This is a genomic window from Staphylococcus sp. 8AQ, from assembly GCF_902506595.1.
Classification (GTDB): domain Bacteria; phylum Bacillota; class Bacilli; order Staphylococcales; family Staphylococcaceae; genus Staphylococcus; species Staphylococcus pasteuri.
In genome coordinates, this window is record NZ_LR733871.1 from 252,296 (window position 1) to 269,095 (window position 16,800).

Sequence of the window (16,800 nt, forward strand, 5' to 3'; positions counted from 1 at the left end):
AATTAAAATATATGAATAAACGAATTGATGAGTATGATAATGAGAGTAAACATTTCTAAAAGTGTGTTTTTACTTGATATTTGGGTTGACTTCCTTTATATTAATATATTGAGCTATGTATTTTGTTACAATATGATTACATTCGTCATATTAATCTTAATAAAAAATTAACATCAATTATATAGTAGCTAGTTAATAAATTAATCTACTAGCTATTTTTAACGTCAAAATAAAATGTTTAGTGAATTTTTAAAATTATAGATTGTTTTAAATCATTGAAGATAACTTATAAATAAGTTGGAAATGGCATTGTTTAGAGTTTCTGATATTGATGATTTATTAACAATTAACGGAGGAAACAAACATGAGTTCTCACAAAAAGAAGATAAGTCTTTTTGCGTTTTTCCTGATGATGGTATTTACTATCACCTTGAAGACGTATTTTTCCTATTATGTTGATTTTTCTTTAGGTGTTAAAGGGTTAGTACAAAACTTAATATTACTGATGAATCCATACAGTTTAGTTGCACTCATACTAAGTGTGTTCCTATTCTTTAAAGGTAAAAAGGCTTTCTGGTTCATTTTTGTTGGAGGATTCTTATTAACGTTTTTACTATATGCTAACGTTGTATATTTCAGATTTTTCTCTGACTTTTTAACATTTAGTACATTGAATCAAGCAGGTAACGTTGAATCAATGGGCGGTGCATTAGGTGCTTCATTTAAATGGTATGACTTTGTATATTTCATTGATACAATTATTTACCTATTTATTCTGATTTTTAAACGTCAATGGTTAAGTACAAAAGCGTTTAGCAAAAAGTTTGTGCCAGTTGTTATGGCTGTATCAGTCGCACTATTCTTTTTAAACTTAGCTTTTGCGGAAACAGATCGTCCAGAACTATTAACTCGTACATTCGACCATAAATACTTAGTTAAGTATTTAGGACCATTTAACTTCACTGTATATGATGGTGTCAAAACGATTGAAAACAATCAGCAAAAGGCATTAGCATCAGAAGATGACTTAACTAAAGTGTTGAATTACACGAAACAAAAACGAACAGAGCCAAACCAAGAATATTATGGTGCAGCTAAAAAGAAAAATATCATCAAAATTCATTTGGAAAGTTTCCAAACTTTCTTAATTAATAAGAAAGTAAATGGTAAAGAAGTAACACCATTCTTGAATAAGTTATCAAGTGGTAAACAAGATTTCACATACTTCCCTAACTTCTTCCATCAAACTGGTCAAGGTAAAACGTCTGACGCAGAGTTGACAATGGATAATAGTATATATGGGTTACCACAAGGTTCAGCCTATTCATTAAAAGGTGACAACACTTACCAATCATTACCTGCTATTTTAGATCAAAAGCAAGGTTATACTTCAAATGTTATGCATGGTGACTACAAAACATTCTGGAACCGTGATCAAATTTATAAACATTTTGGTATAGATAAGTTCTATGATGCAACATATTATGATATGTCAGATGACAACGTTGTTAACTTAGGTTTAAAAGATAAAGTATTCTTCCATGATTCAGCGAATTATCAAGCTAAAATGAAAAAACCATTCTATTCACATCTAATTACATTGACTAACCATTATCCATTTACATTAGATGAGAAAGACGCTTCAATTGATAAACCTAATACAGGTGATTCAACTGTAGATGGATATATTCAAACAGCACACTATTTAGACCAAGCGTTAGAAGAATATGTAACTGATCTGAAGAAAAAAGGTCTATATGATGATTCAGTAATTATGATTTATGGTGACCACTATGGTATTTCTGAAAATCATAATAATGCTATGGAAAAATTATTAGGTGAGAAGATTACACCAGCTAAATTTACTGATTTAAACCGTACTGGTTTCTGGTTGAAAATTCCAGGTAAATCTGGCGGCATTAATAAAGAATATGCAGGTCAAACAGATGTAATGCCAACAATTTTACATCTTGCTGGTATCGATACTAAGAACTATATTATGTTTGGTACTGATTTATTCTCTAAACAACATAACGATGTAGTACCATTCAGAAATGGTGATTTCATTACTAAAGACTACAAATATGTTAATGGTAAGTTATATTCTAATAAGGATAATGAATTATTAACTAAAAAACCAAAAGACTTCGAGAAGAATAAAAAACAAGTTGAAAAAGACTTAGAAATGAATGATAGTTTACTTAATGGAGATTTATTCAGATTCTATAAAAATCCAGATTTCAAAAAAGTAAATCCATCGAAGTATGAATATAAAACAGGACCTAAAGGTAATGAGAAAAAGTAATTGATATAAATTAAAATCCGAATTGAGCGTATTTGCTCAATTCGGATTTTTTGTTCTATTTGCCTTCGTTTTAAAACTCTATTTATAGGAATTTTTATATGGAAATTGCATATTTAATGATTAGAAAAGAACCAATGATGATTAGCCTAATGCAACGTCTAATATCATCATAATGGCAAATCCAAGCATTAAACTTAATGTAGCTAAATCTGTGTTATTACCTGATTGAGAGTCAGGAATAAGCTCTTCAACGACAACAAATATCATTGCACCTGCAGCAAAAGCAAGCGCATAAGGAAGCATTGGTGTGATAATTAGTACCGCACCTGCACCAATCATAGCAAATATTGGTTCTACAATTGCTGAAGCTTGTCCGTAGTTGAACGCTCGCCAACTTGAAGAACCCGCTGCTTTAATTGGCATTGATAGCGCTGCACCTTCAGGAATGTTTTGGATACCAATTCCAATAGCTAAGCCAATTGCTCCTAAAAATGTAGCAGTACCATTACCTGATACGACACCACCAAATGCTACCCCGATTGATAAACCTTCAGGAATATTGTGTAATGTAATGGCTAAAACGAGAAGCGCATTTTTACTCAATGATGTTTGAATACCTTCTTGTTGTTGATTTTTATCTTTAGCATTTCTGTGAATATGTGGTATGACAAAATCTAAACCACGAATAAAGAAACCACCGAATAAGAAACCAATTGCGGCTGGTAGCCAAGGTACGGCCGAATCTTTACTAAATTCAATTGAGGGTTGTAGTAGAGACCAAAAACTCGCAGCAATCATAATACCTGCGGCGAACCCTTGCATAGAGTTCAACACTTTGTCATTTACAGATTTAAAAATAAAAACAGAAGCTGCACCAAGTGCTGTTAATAACCATGTAATGATTCCTGCAATTAAAGCTTGAAAATGAGGAGGCAAATTTTCGAAGAATTCTGCCATAACTAGGTCTCCTTATATCATTTAAGCTTAAAAAGGTGTATAATATATAGAACTGATTTAATCTTAACAAATTTATATTGAAAATTCGATAGTAAAAGGAAGATAAGCATGGAAGCATATAAAATTGAACATTTAAATAAATCCTATGCAGATAAAGTGATATTCGATGATTTAAATTTATCAATATCTGAGCATGAAAAGATTGGTATCGTTGGGATTAATGGTACAGGTAAAAGTACTTTGCTAAAAGTTATAGGTAATCTAGACGAAGATTTTACAGCCGATATCACTCATCCTAATAATTATCGAATTCGCTATTCATCTCAAAAACAAGATTTAGATGGTGAAATGACTGTTTTTGAAGCAGTACTAAGTTCTGATACACCAACTTTAAAAATTATTAAAGAGTATGAACAAGCTGTAAATCAATATTCAAAAGATCAAACTGACAAACAATTTCAAGTCATGATGAATGCACAAGAAATGATGGATCGCAAAGATGCATGGGATTATAATGCAGAAATTAAAACCATCCTATCTAAACTAGGAATCAATGAGACGAATAAACTCGTTAAAGAATTATCAGGTGGTCAACAAAAACGTGTTGTATTAGCTAAGACTTTAATTGAACAACCTGATTTATTATTGTTAGATGAACCTACAAACCATTTGGATTTTGAATCAATTAATTGGCTTATCAATTACGTGAAACAATATCCCTATACAGTATTATTCGTAACTCATGATAGATACTTTTTAAATGAAGTATCATCTAGAATTATTGAATTAGACAGAGGTAAATTAAAAACTTATCCAGGTAATTATGAAGATTACATCGCAATGCGAGCTGAAAATGAAGAAATTGAACAAAAACAACAAGCAAAGCAAAAGGCACTATATAAACAAGAGTTAGCATGGATGAGAGCAGGGGCTAAAGCAAGAACAACGAAACAACAAGCTCGTATTAATCGATTTAGCGATTTAGAATCTGAAGTAAAACAACAAACTAAACAAGATAAAGCACAGTTAAATTTGGCTTACTCTAGACTTGGTAAACAAGTTTATGAATTAGAGCATGTGTCTAAATCTATCAATGGCAAGATGCTATTCAAAGATATTACTGAAATAATACAAAATGGGCAGAAAATTGGAATTGTAGGACCTAATGGTGCAGGTAAAACGACACTATTAAATATTCTAGCTTCTGAAGAACAATCGTTCGAAGGTACTTTAAAGGTAGGGCAAACAGTTAAAGTTGCCTATTTTAAACAAACTGAAGAAACTTTAGACAGAGATATTAGAATGATTGATTATCTTCGAGAAGAAAGTGAAGTTGCAATGGAAAAAGATGGCACTTCCGTTTCGGTAACACAATTACTCGAACGATTTCTTTTCCCTAGTTCAACACATGGTAAAAAAGTATATAAATTATCAGGTGGAGAACAAAAGCGTCTTTATCTATTACGATTACTAGTACATAAGCCTAATGTTTTATTATTAGATGAACCTACTAATGATTTAGATACTGAGACATTAACAATATTAGAAGATTATATAGATGAATTTGGTGGATCAGTTATAACTGTTAGCCATGATAGATATTTCCTTAATAAAGTCGCGCAGGAATATTGGTATATCCATGATGGAATAATGGAAAAAATTATTGGCTCATTTGAAGATTACGAAGCCTATAAAAAATCTCAAGATAAACAAGTAGCAATCGAGAAACAAGCTACAAATCAATCAAAGACTAAGCCACAAACACGTAAAAAATCAGGTCTATCATATAAAGAACAACGTGAATATGAAGCACTGTTGAAACGAATTGATCAAACTGAAACTAGGTTAGTTGAAATTGATGAAGAAATGGTAGAAGCTAGTGTTGATTATGCAAAAATTAAAGAATTAAACGAAGAAAAAGAACAATTAGAAACAACGTATGATGCTGACATCAATAGATGGAGTGAACTCGAAGAATTAAAAGAACAATAAGGGGAATTTAATCATGCAAGAAACTTTATCGCATTATTTTGGCTACGATACATTTCGACCCGGACAAGAAGAAATTATATCGAAAATTATGGATCATAGAAATGTATTAGGTGTATTACCAACAGGTGGTGGTAAATCTATATGTTATCAAGTGCCTGGATTGATGTTAGGTGGGACTACAATTGTTATTAGTCCATTAATATCTTTAATGAAAGACCAAGTAGACCAATTAAAAGCAATGGGGATTAATGCAGCATTTATTAACAGTAGTTTGACTCAAAAGCAGCAAAAAGAAATTGAACAAAAGTTAATCAATGGGCAAATTCAATTTTTATATGTAGCACCAGAACGTTTTGAAAATCAATATTTCTTGAGTCAATTACGAAAAGTAAATATTCATTTAGTAGCTTTTGATGAAGCACACTGTATCTCTAAGTGGGGACATGATTTTAGACCTAGTTACCAAAGCGTTATTCAGAAAGTGTTCACTCTCCCTCAAGATTTTGCAATTGTTGCATTAACAGCTACAGCAACAGCAGAAGTACAACAAGACATCATGGAAAAGTTAAACATTAACAGTCAAGATGAAGTCAAAACAAGTACGAAACGTCGTAATTTAATTTTCAAAGTTAATCCAACTTATCAACGCCAAAAATTTGTCGTAGATTATGTAACAGATCACGATGAAGAAGCGGGTATTATTTATTGTTCAACACGAAAACAAGTAGAAGAATTACAAGAGGTGCTTGATAGTCATAAAGTAAAATGTACTATTTATCATGCTGGTTTAACGAATAAGGAGAGAGAAGCGGCACAAAATGACTTTCTATACGATCGTGTAAATGTTGTTATTGCTACAAATGCATTTGGTATGGGTATTGATAAATCTAACGTTAGGTTCGTCATTCACTATAATATGCCAGGAGATTTGGAATCATATTATCAAGAAGCAGGTCGTGCTGGACGTGATGGATTGAAAAGTGAATGTATTTTATTATTCAGTGAACGCGATAGAGGGCTACATGAATACTTTATAACAGTATCTCAAGCAGATGATGATTATAAAGAAAAAATGGGCGAAAAATTAACTAAAATGATCCAATATACCAAAACGAAAAAATGTTTAGAAGCAACAATTGTGCATTATTTTGAACCTAATGAAAAGTTAGAAGAATGCAAACAATGTAGTAATTGTATTCAAGAAAATAAAACATATGATATGACTAGAGAAGCAAAGATGATTATTAGTTGTGTGGCACGTATGCGACAACAAGAAAGTTATAGTGTTATTATCCAAGTCCTACGTGGGGAAATAACAGATTACATTAAATATAATGATTATAATCAATTAACAACTCACGGTATCATGAAATCGTACACAACATCTGAATTAAGTCATTTAATTGATGAATTAAGATTTAAAGGATTTTTAAACGAAAATGATGAAATACTTATTTGCGATAAATCAGTTAAAAAGTTATTAAATAATGATACAAAAGTCTTTACTACACCGTTTAAACAAAAATCTAAAGAAAAAGTTTATATCAATACAGTAGAGGGTGTAGATAGAGCATTATTTAGTGAATTAGTTAAAGTTAGAAAGCAATTAAGTGATAAACTAGGTATAGCGCCGGTAAGTATTTTCTCAGACTATACATTAGAAGAATTTGCTAAACGAAAGCCAGAATCAAAACAAGATATGATTAATATTGATGGAGTAGGAAGTTATAAACTAAAACATTATTGTCCTCAATTTTTGGAAAGAATACAGTCTTATAAAACAAGTATTTAACAGAATCTATACTGAATAAAATTGAATATAATCAATCCACTCGATAAATTTTAAGGAACATACATAAAATTTATCGAGTTTTTATATTTATTTAAAAAACTAACGAAATAAGAATTTATGTTATAGATTTATTTGATTTACAAAATACAAAAAAGTTAATTATTTTTAATTGTGTTTAAGTATAGAAAAAGGGTATAGTAAACGAAAATGTCTATTAGGTTAGATTAAAGAAGGTGAAGTTGTGATTGAATTTAAGAACGTAACGAAACGATACGGCAATCATGTAGCTGTAGATGATGTGAGTTTTAATATAAAAGAAGGAGAATTTTTCGTATTAATTGGACCTTCAGGTTGTGGGAAAACGACGACTTTAAAAATGATTAACCGATTAATACCGTTAAGTGAAGGATATATTTATTTTAATAATAAACCCATCAGTGATTATCCTGTATATGAAATGAGATGGGATATTGGGTATGTGTTACAACAGATTGCATTATTTCCACATATGACTATTAAAGAGAATATAGCTCAAGTACCTCAAATGAAGAAATGGAAAGATAAAGATATCGATGCAAGAGTTGATGAATTATTAAAAATGGTTGGATTAGAACCGGAAACTTATAAAAATAGAATGCCAGATGAACTGTCAGGTGGACAACGACAACGTGTTGGTGTAGTACGTGCATTAGCAGCAGATCCACCGGTTATTATTATGGATGAACCATTTAGTGCGTTAGATCCAATTAGTAGAGAAAAGCTCCAAGATGACTTAATTGAGCTACAAACAAAAATCAAAAAGACGATTGTATTTGTAACACATGACATTCAAGAAGCAATGAAATTGGGAGATCGTATTTGCTTACTAAATGATGGTCATGTTGAACAAATTGATACACCTTTAGGTTTTCAGCAACAACCACAAAGTGAATTTGTAAAACAATTTATGGGTAACCATTTAAATAGACATAAATCCAAAGTGCAATTAAAAGAATTGAGTATTGATCGTCCACTAGATGAAGTTTCAGTAATGAATAATTATCCTGAAATAAGTAATCAGCAATATTTAGAGGATATTTATCAAACATTGATAGCTAATGAAGCTGTTATAGTTGTTGATGAACAATCACAACAAAAAAACTTGTTAAAGAGAGAAGACGTGTTTGAGTATTTGTCTGTAACAAAGGAGGGTAACGATAATGCATGAATTTTGGCAAACTTTAGGTGAACGTAAAGGACAGTTACTCTCAACGATTATTGAACATATTCAAATTTCGTTTATTGCATTATTAATTGCTACTATTATAGCAGTACCATTAGGTATTTTATTAACTAAAACTAAAAAGACATCAGAGATAGTAATGAATATTGCTGCTGTATTGCAAACTATTCCTTCACTCGCATTATTAGGTTTAATGATTCCATTATTCGGAATAGGAAGAGTACCAGCTATTATCGCACTTGTTGTATATGCGCTTCTACCAATTTTACGTAATACATATACTGGTATAAATGAAGTAGACCCATCATTAGTTGAAGCGGCTAAAGGTATTGGTATGAAACCTATAAGACGCTTAACGAAGGTGGAACTTCCCATTGCAATGCCAGTGATTATGGCAGGGATTAGAACTGCTATGGTATTAATTATCGGTACAGCAACGTTAGCAGCATTAATTGGTGCTGGTGGCCTAGGTGACTTAATTTTACTAGGGATAGACCGTAATGATGCGTCATTAATTTTAATAGGTGCGATTCCGGCAGCATTATTAGCCATTTTATTTGATGTTGTATTAAGATTTATGGAAAAGTTATCGTACAAAAAGCTAATGATTGTTTTAGGTACAATGGTTGTTATTATTATGATTGCAATTATAGCACCGCTATTTGCTCAAAAAGGCGATAAAATTACGCTTGCAGGAAAATTAGGTTCAGAACCTTCTGTTATTACAAACATGTATAAAATTTTAATTGAACAAGATACGGATGATACAGTTGAAGTAAAAGATGGCATGGGCAAGACAGCCTTCTTATTTAATGCTTTAAAATCAGATGATATCGATGGTTATTTAGAATTTACAGGTACTGTTTTAGGTGAATTGACAAAAGAGGATTTAAAATCTAAAAAAGAACCACAAGTATATCAACAAGCTAAGCAAAGTCTTGAGAAAAAATTTGATATGACTATGCTGAAACCAATGAAATATAATAATACTTATGCCTTAGCAGTCAAACGTGATTTTGCTAAGAAACATAACATTAAAACAATTGGTGACTTATCTAAAGTAGAAGATCAATTGAAGCCAGGATTTACTTTAGAATTTAATGATAGACCAGATGGTTTTAAAGCTGTTAAAAAATCTTATGGACTAAACATATCTAATGTAAAAACAATGGAACCTAAACTACGTTATACAGCAGTGAATAAAGGAGACATCAATTTAATTGATGCATATTCTACAGATGCCGAATTAAAACAATATGATATGGTCGTGTTAAAAGATGATAAACATGTATTCCCACCATACCAAGGTGCACCAATGTTTAAAGAGAAATTCTTAAAAGACCATCCAGAAGTGAAAAAACCACTTAACAAACTAGCTGGAAAAATTTCTGATGAAGATATGCAAGAAATGAACTATAAAGTAACAGTGAAGAAAAAAGATCCTTATCAAGTAGCAAAAGATTATTTAGAAAAAGAAGGGCTTTTGAAAAAATAAGCATAACTTAAGTATAACCTTAACGCTAACATGTAATGCATGTTGACGTTAAGGTTTTTTAATTAATGATCAAGATACGTTTTTTGAATTGAAAAGGGCAAACAATCGTACATAGTTTGATTTATGACATTCGATTTGTTTATAATTAACATTAAGATTTTGAAATTTCAGTCAATTCAAGGAGGCAACGAGATTATGAAAAAACAACTTGATCAACTATCTGCATACCAACCAGGTTTATCTCCTAGGGCACTTAAAGAAACCTATGGAATTAAAGGAGATCTATTTAAATTAGCCTCAAATGAAAGTTTATATGGTCCTTCCCCGAGAGTTAAAGATGCTATAACCAAACATTTAGATGAATTGCATTATTATCCTGAAACAGGTTCACCATTACTTAGGGAAGCAATTAGTAAGCATCTTGGTGTAGATGAATCACGAGTATTATTTGGTGCTGGTTTAGACGAAGTGATATTAATGATTTCAAGAGCAATCCTAACACCAGGAGATAACATTGTTACTAGTGAAGCAACATTTGGTCAATACTATCACAATGCAATTGTAGAAGCTGCATCAGTAGTACAAGTACCTTTAAAAAATGGCACGTTTGATTTAGAAGGTATTTTAGATGAAGTAGACGATGATACATCACTTGTATGGCTATGTAATCCTAATAACCCCACAGGAACATATTTCACTCACGATGAACTTTATAGCTTTTTAGCAAGAGTACCTAGCCATGTACCAGTACTTATTGATGAAGCTTATTTTGAATTTGTCACTGCGGATGATTTTCCTGATACGCTAAAATTACAGGAAACGTTTGATAATGCATTTTTATTAAGAACATTTTCAAAAGCATATGGTTTAGCAGGATTACGCGTAGGTTACGTAGTAGCCACTAATGAAGCTATTGAAAAATGGAATATAATTAGACCACCATTTAATGTGACACGTTTATCTGAATATGCAGCTGTAGCGGCTTTAAATGATCAAGCTTATTTAAAAGATATAACTCAAAAAAATGCCTTTGAACGTCAAAAGTTCTATCAAATACCTCAAAGTGAACATTTTTTACCGAGTCAAACTAACTTTGTGTTTGTTAAAACATCTAAAAGTAAAGAACTATATGAAGCTTTATTAAATGTTGGTTGTATTACCAGACTGTTTCCTAACGGTGTCAGAATTACGATAGGGTTCCCAGAACAAAATGATAAAATGATTGAAGTTTTACAGCAATTTGATTACTAAAAAGACGTAATGTCATAACAGTAAAACCTTTTGTCTGGAACATGCATTTGCTATACTTTAGAAATACACTACATTTGAGGAGTAGATTTAATGTCTCGTAAGAAAATTGCAATAGATATGGATGAAGTGTTGGCTGATACGTTAGGTGCGATTATTGATGCAGTTAATGAAAGAGCTAACCTAGGTATTACTGTAGAATCTTTAAATGGTCAAAAATTAAAACATGTTATTCCAGAGCATGATGGTTTAGTGACTGAAATACTTAGAGAACCAGGATTCTTCCGACATTTAAAAGTGATGCCAAATGCACAAGAAGTAGTTGAAAAATTAAACCAACAATATGATGTTTATATAGCAACTGCAGCTATGGATGTACCGACATCATTTCATGATAAATATGAATGGTTATTAGAACATTTTCCATTCTTAGACCCTCAACATTTTGTATTTTGTGGACGTAAAAATATTATAAATGCAGATTATTTAATCGATGACAATCCTAGACAACTTGCTATATTCGAAGGTGAATCAATTATGTATACTGCAGTTCACAATGTTAATAATGATAATTATCGTCGTGTAAATGGTTGGAAAGAAGTAGAAGATTTATTCTTAAATGAAAAATAAAAAACAGGAAGTGGCATATATTCATTTTTTTTTAATGAATGGGAGCCATTTCCTGTTTTATTTTATATTAGAAAGCATATTATTGATTATTATTTTGGTTAGGGAATGTGAGTAATTTGATTGCATCAGGTAATACTTCAAGTTCAATAGGTGTTTCTAAGGCAATTTCACCATCGATATCAATTTTCATAGTAGGTTCAGTTGATAGTTTGATTTTCTGACCTGAAATATGATCGATCCCTTGTGTAATTTCATTCCAGTTCATACTGTCACGTTTTTTGAAAATATCATTAAGTATGCTAAAACTTTGATCATCAAAGATAAATGTATTGAGTTTGCCATCTTGAGGAGATAGGTCAGTTAAAGGAATTCTACTACCACCAATATTTGGACCATTTGCTACTAAAATCATTGATGTATTTCCAGTTTTTTCTTTGCCATCTATATTTAAATTAAAATCAAATTTGCTAGGATCCATTAAAGTTTTTACTGTTGAACCAATATAACTTAGTTTTCCGAAGATATCTTTAGAACCATCTTGAACATTTTCAGCATTTTGAACAATTAAGCCTAAACCAACAAAATTTAGAGCATACATATCATTTACTTTAATAACATCGTAAGTTTGAATATGTGAAGATAACAACTGTTGACTAGCTAGCGTATGATTTGGGTTAAGATTTAGTGTTTTAGTGAAATCATTGAATGTTCCTCCAGGGATGATACCAATAGGTAAATCTAAATCATTTTCCATAACACCATTGATTAATTCATTTACAGTACCATCGCCACCTAAAATAAACAGTACATCTATTTGGTTTCCATAATGACCATCTTTAATTGATTGGCAGTAACGTTTAATGTCACCTTCATTTTCGCTTAATTGAATTGAAAAATGTTTACACATAGAACTTAAAGACTTTGTTACTTCACCTAAACCTTGGTAGATATCTTTTAAGCCGCTATGTTCATGATAAAATAACACACCATGATTATATTTATTTGTCATTATACATACCTACTTTCCTTAAGTTCTTATTAATATATTTCAATACCCTAAATTGATGGGCAATAATGGTAAATTTATAGCATTTTTCATTATAAACTAAAAAAGCTATAAGCCGAATTATTTCGACTTATAGCAAATATTGTTTAAATTATCTAATACCTCTCATTGCTTTAACAATTTTTGGTGAGAAGGCTAAAATAATTAAAGTAATGACTATAGCTGAAGTACCTAGGAAAATGAAGTAGTTCGTTTGACCTAATGGATCAATGAGTTTTACCAAAGTACCATTAAATGCTTGAGCAGAAGCATTAGTTAATAACCATAAACTCATCATTTGAGCATTGAATGCTTTTGGTGCTAACTTAACTGCCGCACTGTTACCAGTTGGTGATAAACATAATTCACCGATTACACAAATGATGTAAGACAGAATAACCCAGTTTACTGAGAAATGCGCACTTCCATATAAGTTACCGATTAATCCCATTAAGATATATGAAAAACCAGCTAATCCAGCACCAATGACAAATTTAATAGGTAGACTTGGTTGACGTTTACCTAATTTTTGCCAAATCATTGAAATGACTGGTGCAAATAATAAGATGAATAATGGATTAATAGATTGGAAAATAGTTTCTCCGAAGTTTGTTTTCCATCCTAAAAGATTCAATTTCATATCTGAATGTTCAATACCATAAATGTTTAATACGTTTGATCCTTGCTCTTGGATAGCCCAGAATACCATACCTAAAATAAATAATGGTATAAATGCTTTAGTTCTTGAACGTTCGACCTCAGTGACATCTTTACTACGAATCATAACTGTGAAATAAGAAATTGGTAATACAATACCTAATACTAAAACAGTATTACTTACTAAATCGAATGATAATGTATTAGTCATATATGTAACGATTAATACAATGATGATAATTGCTACGATAGCACCAACAATAGCAGAATATTTTTTCTTTTCTGAAGGTGAAAGTGGGTTTGTTGGAGACATACCAACACGACCTAAATTTTTACGATTAAATAATATATACCATACTAACCCAAGTGCCATACCGATAGCTGCAATTAAGAAACCACCGTGGAAGTTTTTAACATCTAAAAATTGTTGCAAGATAATTGGTGAAATTAAAGCACCGAAGTTAACTGACATATAGAAAATTACAAATCCAGCATCCATACGAGTGTCATCTTTAGTATATAATCTACCAACTATATTAGAGATATTTGGTTTCATCATACCTGAACCTATAATGATGAAAAACATTGATGCGAATAAACCAACCATTGAGAATGGTAAGCTTAAGCAAATATGTCCGATAATAATGAGCACAGCACCAATTAGTGTCGCACCTCTAGTACCTGTAATTCTGTCAGCAATCCAACCACCTGGAATACAAGACATGTAAATTAAAGCACCGTAAACAGACATAATAGACATCGCAGTCGTTCTATCAATTCCTAATCCATGATTAGAAACTGAGTAGTACATATAGAATAAGAGCATTGCACGCATGCCGTAATAACTAAATCTCTCCCAAAATTCTACGAAAAATAATACACCCAATCCTCTTGGATGCCCGAAGAATCCTGTTTGTGGTATTTCTTGTATTGCTTGTTCATGGGAATTATTGGCTTTCATATATTTATCCCATCCTTTCTTTTCCCGTAACGCTAACGTTAAGTCGTTTTTAAAAATTGTACTATTGAAATTAAGAAGTTGCAATAATATTCAAAAAATTATAAAAAAGAAAATTCAGTCAATTTACTTGTGATTATTTTATGTATAATTCATACAAAGTAATTAATCATTAACTTCTTAAGATTTAGTACTAGTACTATATAAAATACGCTTTAACTCAATAAAGTGCAAGAGTTTTTTGAAAATTAAATAAAAAACTTTAGCACTAAATGAAACATCTTGCGAGGATATTTCAAAGTACTAAAGTTTTAACAATAAAATAATTAAGGTATTAACGATTGTCTACATTTTCTGGATACATATCATGGTTCATCATTCTATGTTCAGCCATTTGTTCATATTTTGAATTTGGACGACCATAATTTGTATATGGATCAATTGAAATACCGCCACGAGGTGTGAATTTACCCCATACTTCAATGTAATGGGGATCCATCAAATCAATTAAATCATTCATAATAATATTCATACAATCCTCATGAAAGTCTCCGTGGTTTCTAAAACTAAATAAATATAATTTTAATGATTTAGATTCTACCATTTTGATGTTAGGAATATATGAAATATAAATTGTAGCAAAGTCAGGTTGACCAGTAATAGGGCAAAGAGATGTGAATTCTGGACAATTAAATTTAACAAAGTAATCTCTGCCTTGGTGTTTATTCTCAAAAGTTTCTAAAACATCAGGTCTATAATCAAAATCGTAAGTATTATTTTGATTGCCTAGTAATGTAATATCTTGTAATTCATCTTTTTGACGTCCTTGTGCCAAAAGAATCACTCCTTTAATTAAGATTTAGATTGTTGTTGAGTTACGTTTGATTCTCGTCTAGCTTTTTCAAACATATAATAACTTGCGCCAATAATTACGACATATCCAAGTGTAGCTAATAAATCAGGTGATTCTCCGAATAATATGAATCCGAACAATGCCGTAAATATAATAGAAGCATAAGTAAATATAGAAATATCTTTAGCTGCTGCGAAACTATAAGCTAATGTGATACCAATTTGACCTACTGCAGCTGATAATCCAGCTCCAAATAAATATAGTAATTGTAAATTACTCATAGGCTCATAAGTAAATATTGTAAATGGTATAAGTACTATTACAGAAAATAAAGAAAAGTAAAAAACAATAGTATAAGGTGCTTCTCTAGTACTTAAAGCACGTACACAAGTGTAGGCTGAAGCGGCAAAGATACCTGAGAATAGTCCAATAAGTGATGGTATGATTGAAGAAGAAAATTCAGGTTTTACTATTAATAGCATCCCTAATATTGCTACAACCATCGCTGTAATTTGATATTTACGAATTTTTTCATTTAAGAAAATCAAACTGAATAAGATTGTCCAAAAAGGATTGAGCTTCATTAAAGTATCAGCATCACTGAGCACCATATGGTCAATTGCGTATATATTGAACAATACGCCAATCAATCCAAGTGCGGATCTTGAAATAAGTAATGGTTGACTACTTAACTTTCCGAACATAGGCTGCTTATATTTATATATGAAGAATAATGGTATAAACATAGCAACTAAATTTCTAGCTAAAGACTTTTGAAAAACAGGTAAATCACCTGATAATCTGAAAAATACAGACATAAAGCTGAAGCCTACTGCAGAAATTAGGATTGCAATAATACCTTTAATTTTAGGATTCAATACTATCGCCTCATTTATAAAAATTTAACGTTACTATAGTAGCATAAATGATAGGGTTATGCATAAAAGACTTGATATTTTGGAACAAAGATTATACAATATCAATACGAACATACGTTCTGTAAAGTTTGCTTTGATTGATGGCATTAAACATTTTTAATATCCCTAAAAAATTGTATATAACTGAAAACGATTGCAATTCAATTCTATTGCTTTATAGGTTGTATACGTTGTAATGATAGGATTTTCGTTAATGTATTGGAATGATGGTTATGTATATTTTCTTAAAAAAAGCAAGTGATTTTAACTGAAAAATTTTTTTATTTTTATTGAGGTAAGACTAATGGTGTAGTGGTGCATGTTCAAAAGAAAAGACGAACATTAGACATAAAACTTTAACTTTAAATAAGTATAGCTATTATGTATAATGAAACACAGAATATAGTACCGATATTAATAAACAGACACAATATATTGTGTTTTGAAACGGTACTAATAAAATGAATAATCTTATTATAAATGCAAAATGACACTGATAATTTAAGAAAAAACTCTTATTAACAGTGTTTAGGCACAAAATGTTTAATTATACTATATAGATCTAAATTCGAAACTAACCACTATATCTTGTGTTTTGAAAAATAAAATCACATATTAATATAAGGTCATATAGTTTTTATAAACGTTTCGTTTAGTGACTCATTTCATTCTACAACACAATGTTTTGTAGGAAGCTTTCCTTAACAATAAAGGAGAACTTCTTTTTTA

The 16,800-nt window shown here is 30.8% G+C and carries 12 protein-coding genes; 7 read left to right on the plus strand and 5 right to left on the minus strand.

Going from position 1 to position 16,800, the window contains the following annotated elements; genetic code table 11:
• Positions 1–364 precede the first annotated feature (364 nt).
• Entirely contained in the window at positions 365–2,305 is a 1,941-nt protein-coding gene (gene ltaS / locus GVY01_RS01305; protein ID WP_029056464.1) for a polyglycerol-phosphate lipoteichoic acid synthase LtaS, read from the plus strand.
• A gap of 141 nt (positions 2,306–2,446) precedes the next feature.
• Here the strand turns inward: ltaS and GVY01_RS01310 are convergent, their stop codons facing one another.
• Positions 2,447–3,262: a ZIP family metal transporter gene (locus tag GVY01_RS01310; protein ID WP_017637518.1), complete on the minus strand. Its 816-nt coding sequence runs from the start codon at positions 3,260–3,262 to the stop codon at positions 2,447–2,449.
• A gap of 102 nt (positions 3,263–3,364) precedes the next feature.
• Between GVY01_RS01310 and GVY01_RS01315 the strand changes: the two genes are divergently transcribed.
• From GVY01_RS01315 to GVY01_RS01340, 6 genes are all read left to right on the plus strand, one after another.
• A complete protein-coding gene (locus GVY01_RS01315; protein ID WP_181299852.1) occupies positions 3,365–5,254 on the plus strand; it encodes an ABC-F family ATP-binding cassette domain-containing protein in 1,890 nt (629 codons plus the stop codon).
• 10 nt (positions 5,255–5,264) lie between these two features.
• A complete protein-coding gene (gene recQ / locus GVY01_RS01320) occupies positions 5,265–7,046 on the plus strand; it encodes a DNA helicase RecQ (protein ID WP_029056466.1) in 1,782 nt (593 codons plus the stop codon).
• A gap of 241 nt (positions 7,047–7,287) precedes the next feature.
• Positions 7,288–8,253 (plus strand): ABC transporter ATP-binding protein, encoded by a 966-nt coding sequence (locus GVY01_RS01325; RefSeq protein WP_017636668.1) that lies wholly within the window; start codon positions 7,288–7,290, stop codon positions 8,251–8,253.
• The gene (locus tag GVY01_RS01330) at positions 8,246–9,763 is read left to right on the plus strand and encodes an ABC transporter permease/substrate-binding protein (RefSeq protein WP_017636669.1); all 1,518 of its coding nucleotides are present in this window, start codon (positions 8,246–8,248) and stop codon (positions 9,761–9,763) included. Before GVY01_RS01325 ends, GVY01_RS01330 begins: the two co-directional genes overlap by 8 nt.
• Before the next feature lie 195 nt (positions 9,764–9,958).
• On the plus strand, positions 9,959–11,014 hold the full coding sequence (gene hisC, locus GVY01_RS01335) for a histidinol-phosphate transaminase (protein ID WP_017636670.1): 1,056 nt from the start codon (positions 9,959–9,961) through the stop codon (positions 11,012–11,014).
• 90 nt (positions 11,015–11,104) lie between these two features.
• The gene (locus GVY01_RS01340; protein WP_017636671.1) at positions 11,105–11,641 is read left to right on the plus strand and encodes a 5' nucleotidase, NT5C type; all 537 of its coding nucleotides are present in this window, start codon (positions 11,105–11,107) and stop codon (positions 11,639–11,641) included.
• 79 nt (positions 11,642–11,720) lie between these two features.
• Here GVY01_RS01340 and GVY01_RS01345 read toward each other — a convergent pair whose 3' ends face one another.
• The 4 genes from GVY01_RS01345 to GVY01_RS01360 all read right to left on the minus strand — a co-directional run bounded on the left by GVY01_RS01345 (position 11,721) and on the right by GVY01_RS01360 (position 16,032).
• A complete protein-coding gene (locus GVY01_RS01345; protein ID WP_017636672.1) occupies positions 11,721–12,650 on the minus strand; it encodes a diacylglycerol/lipid kinase family protein in 930 nt (309 codons plus the stop codon).
• Between the two features lie 148 nt (positions 12,651–12,798).
• The gene (locus tag GVY01_RS01350) at positions 12,799–14,304 is read right to left on the minus strand and encodes a peptide MFS transporter (RefSeq protein ID WP_159333611.1); all 1,506 of its coding nucleotides are present in this window, start codon (positions 14,302–14,304) and stop codon (positions 12,799–12,801) included.
• A gap of 331 nt (positions 14,305–14,635) precedes the next feature.
• Positions 14,636–15,136, minus strand: coding sequence for a preQ(1) synthase (gene queF, locus GVY01_RS01355; protein ID WP_017636674.1), 501 nt, complete (start codon positions 15,134–15,136; stop codon positions 14,636–14,638).
• 17 nt (positions 15,137–15,153) lie between these two features.
• Positions 15,154–16,032, minus strand: coding sequence for a DMT family transporter (locus GVY01_RS01360; RefSeq protein ID WP_017636675.1), 879 nt, complete (start codon positions 16,030–16,032; stop codon positions 15,154–15,156).
• Positions 16,033–16,800: the final 768 nt, after the last annotated feature.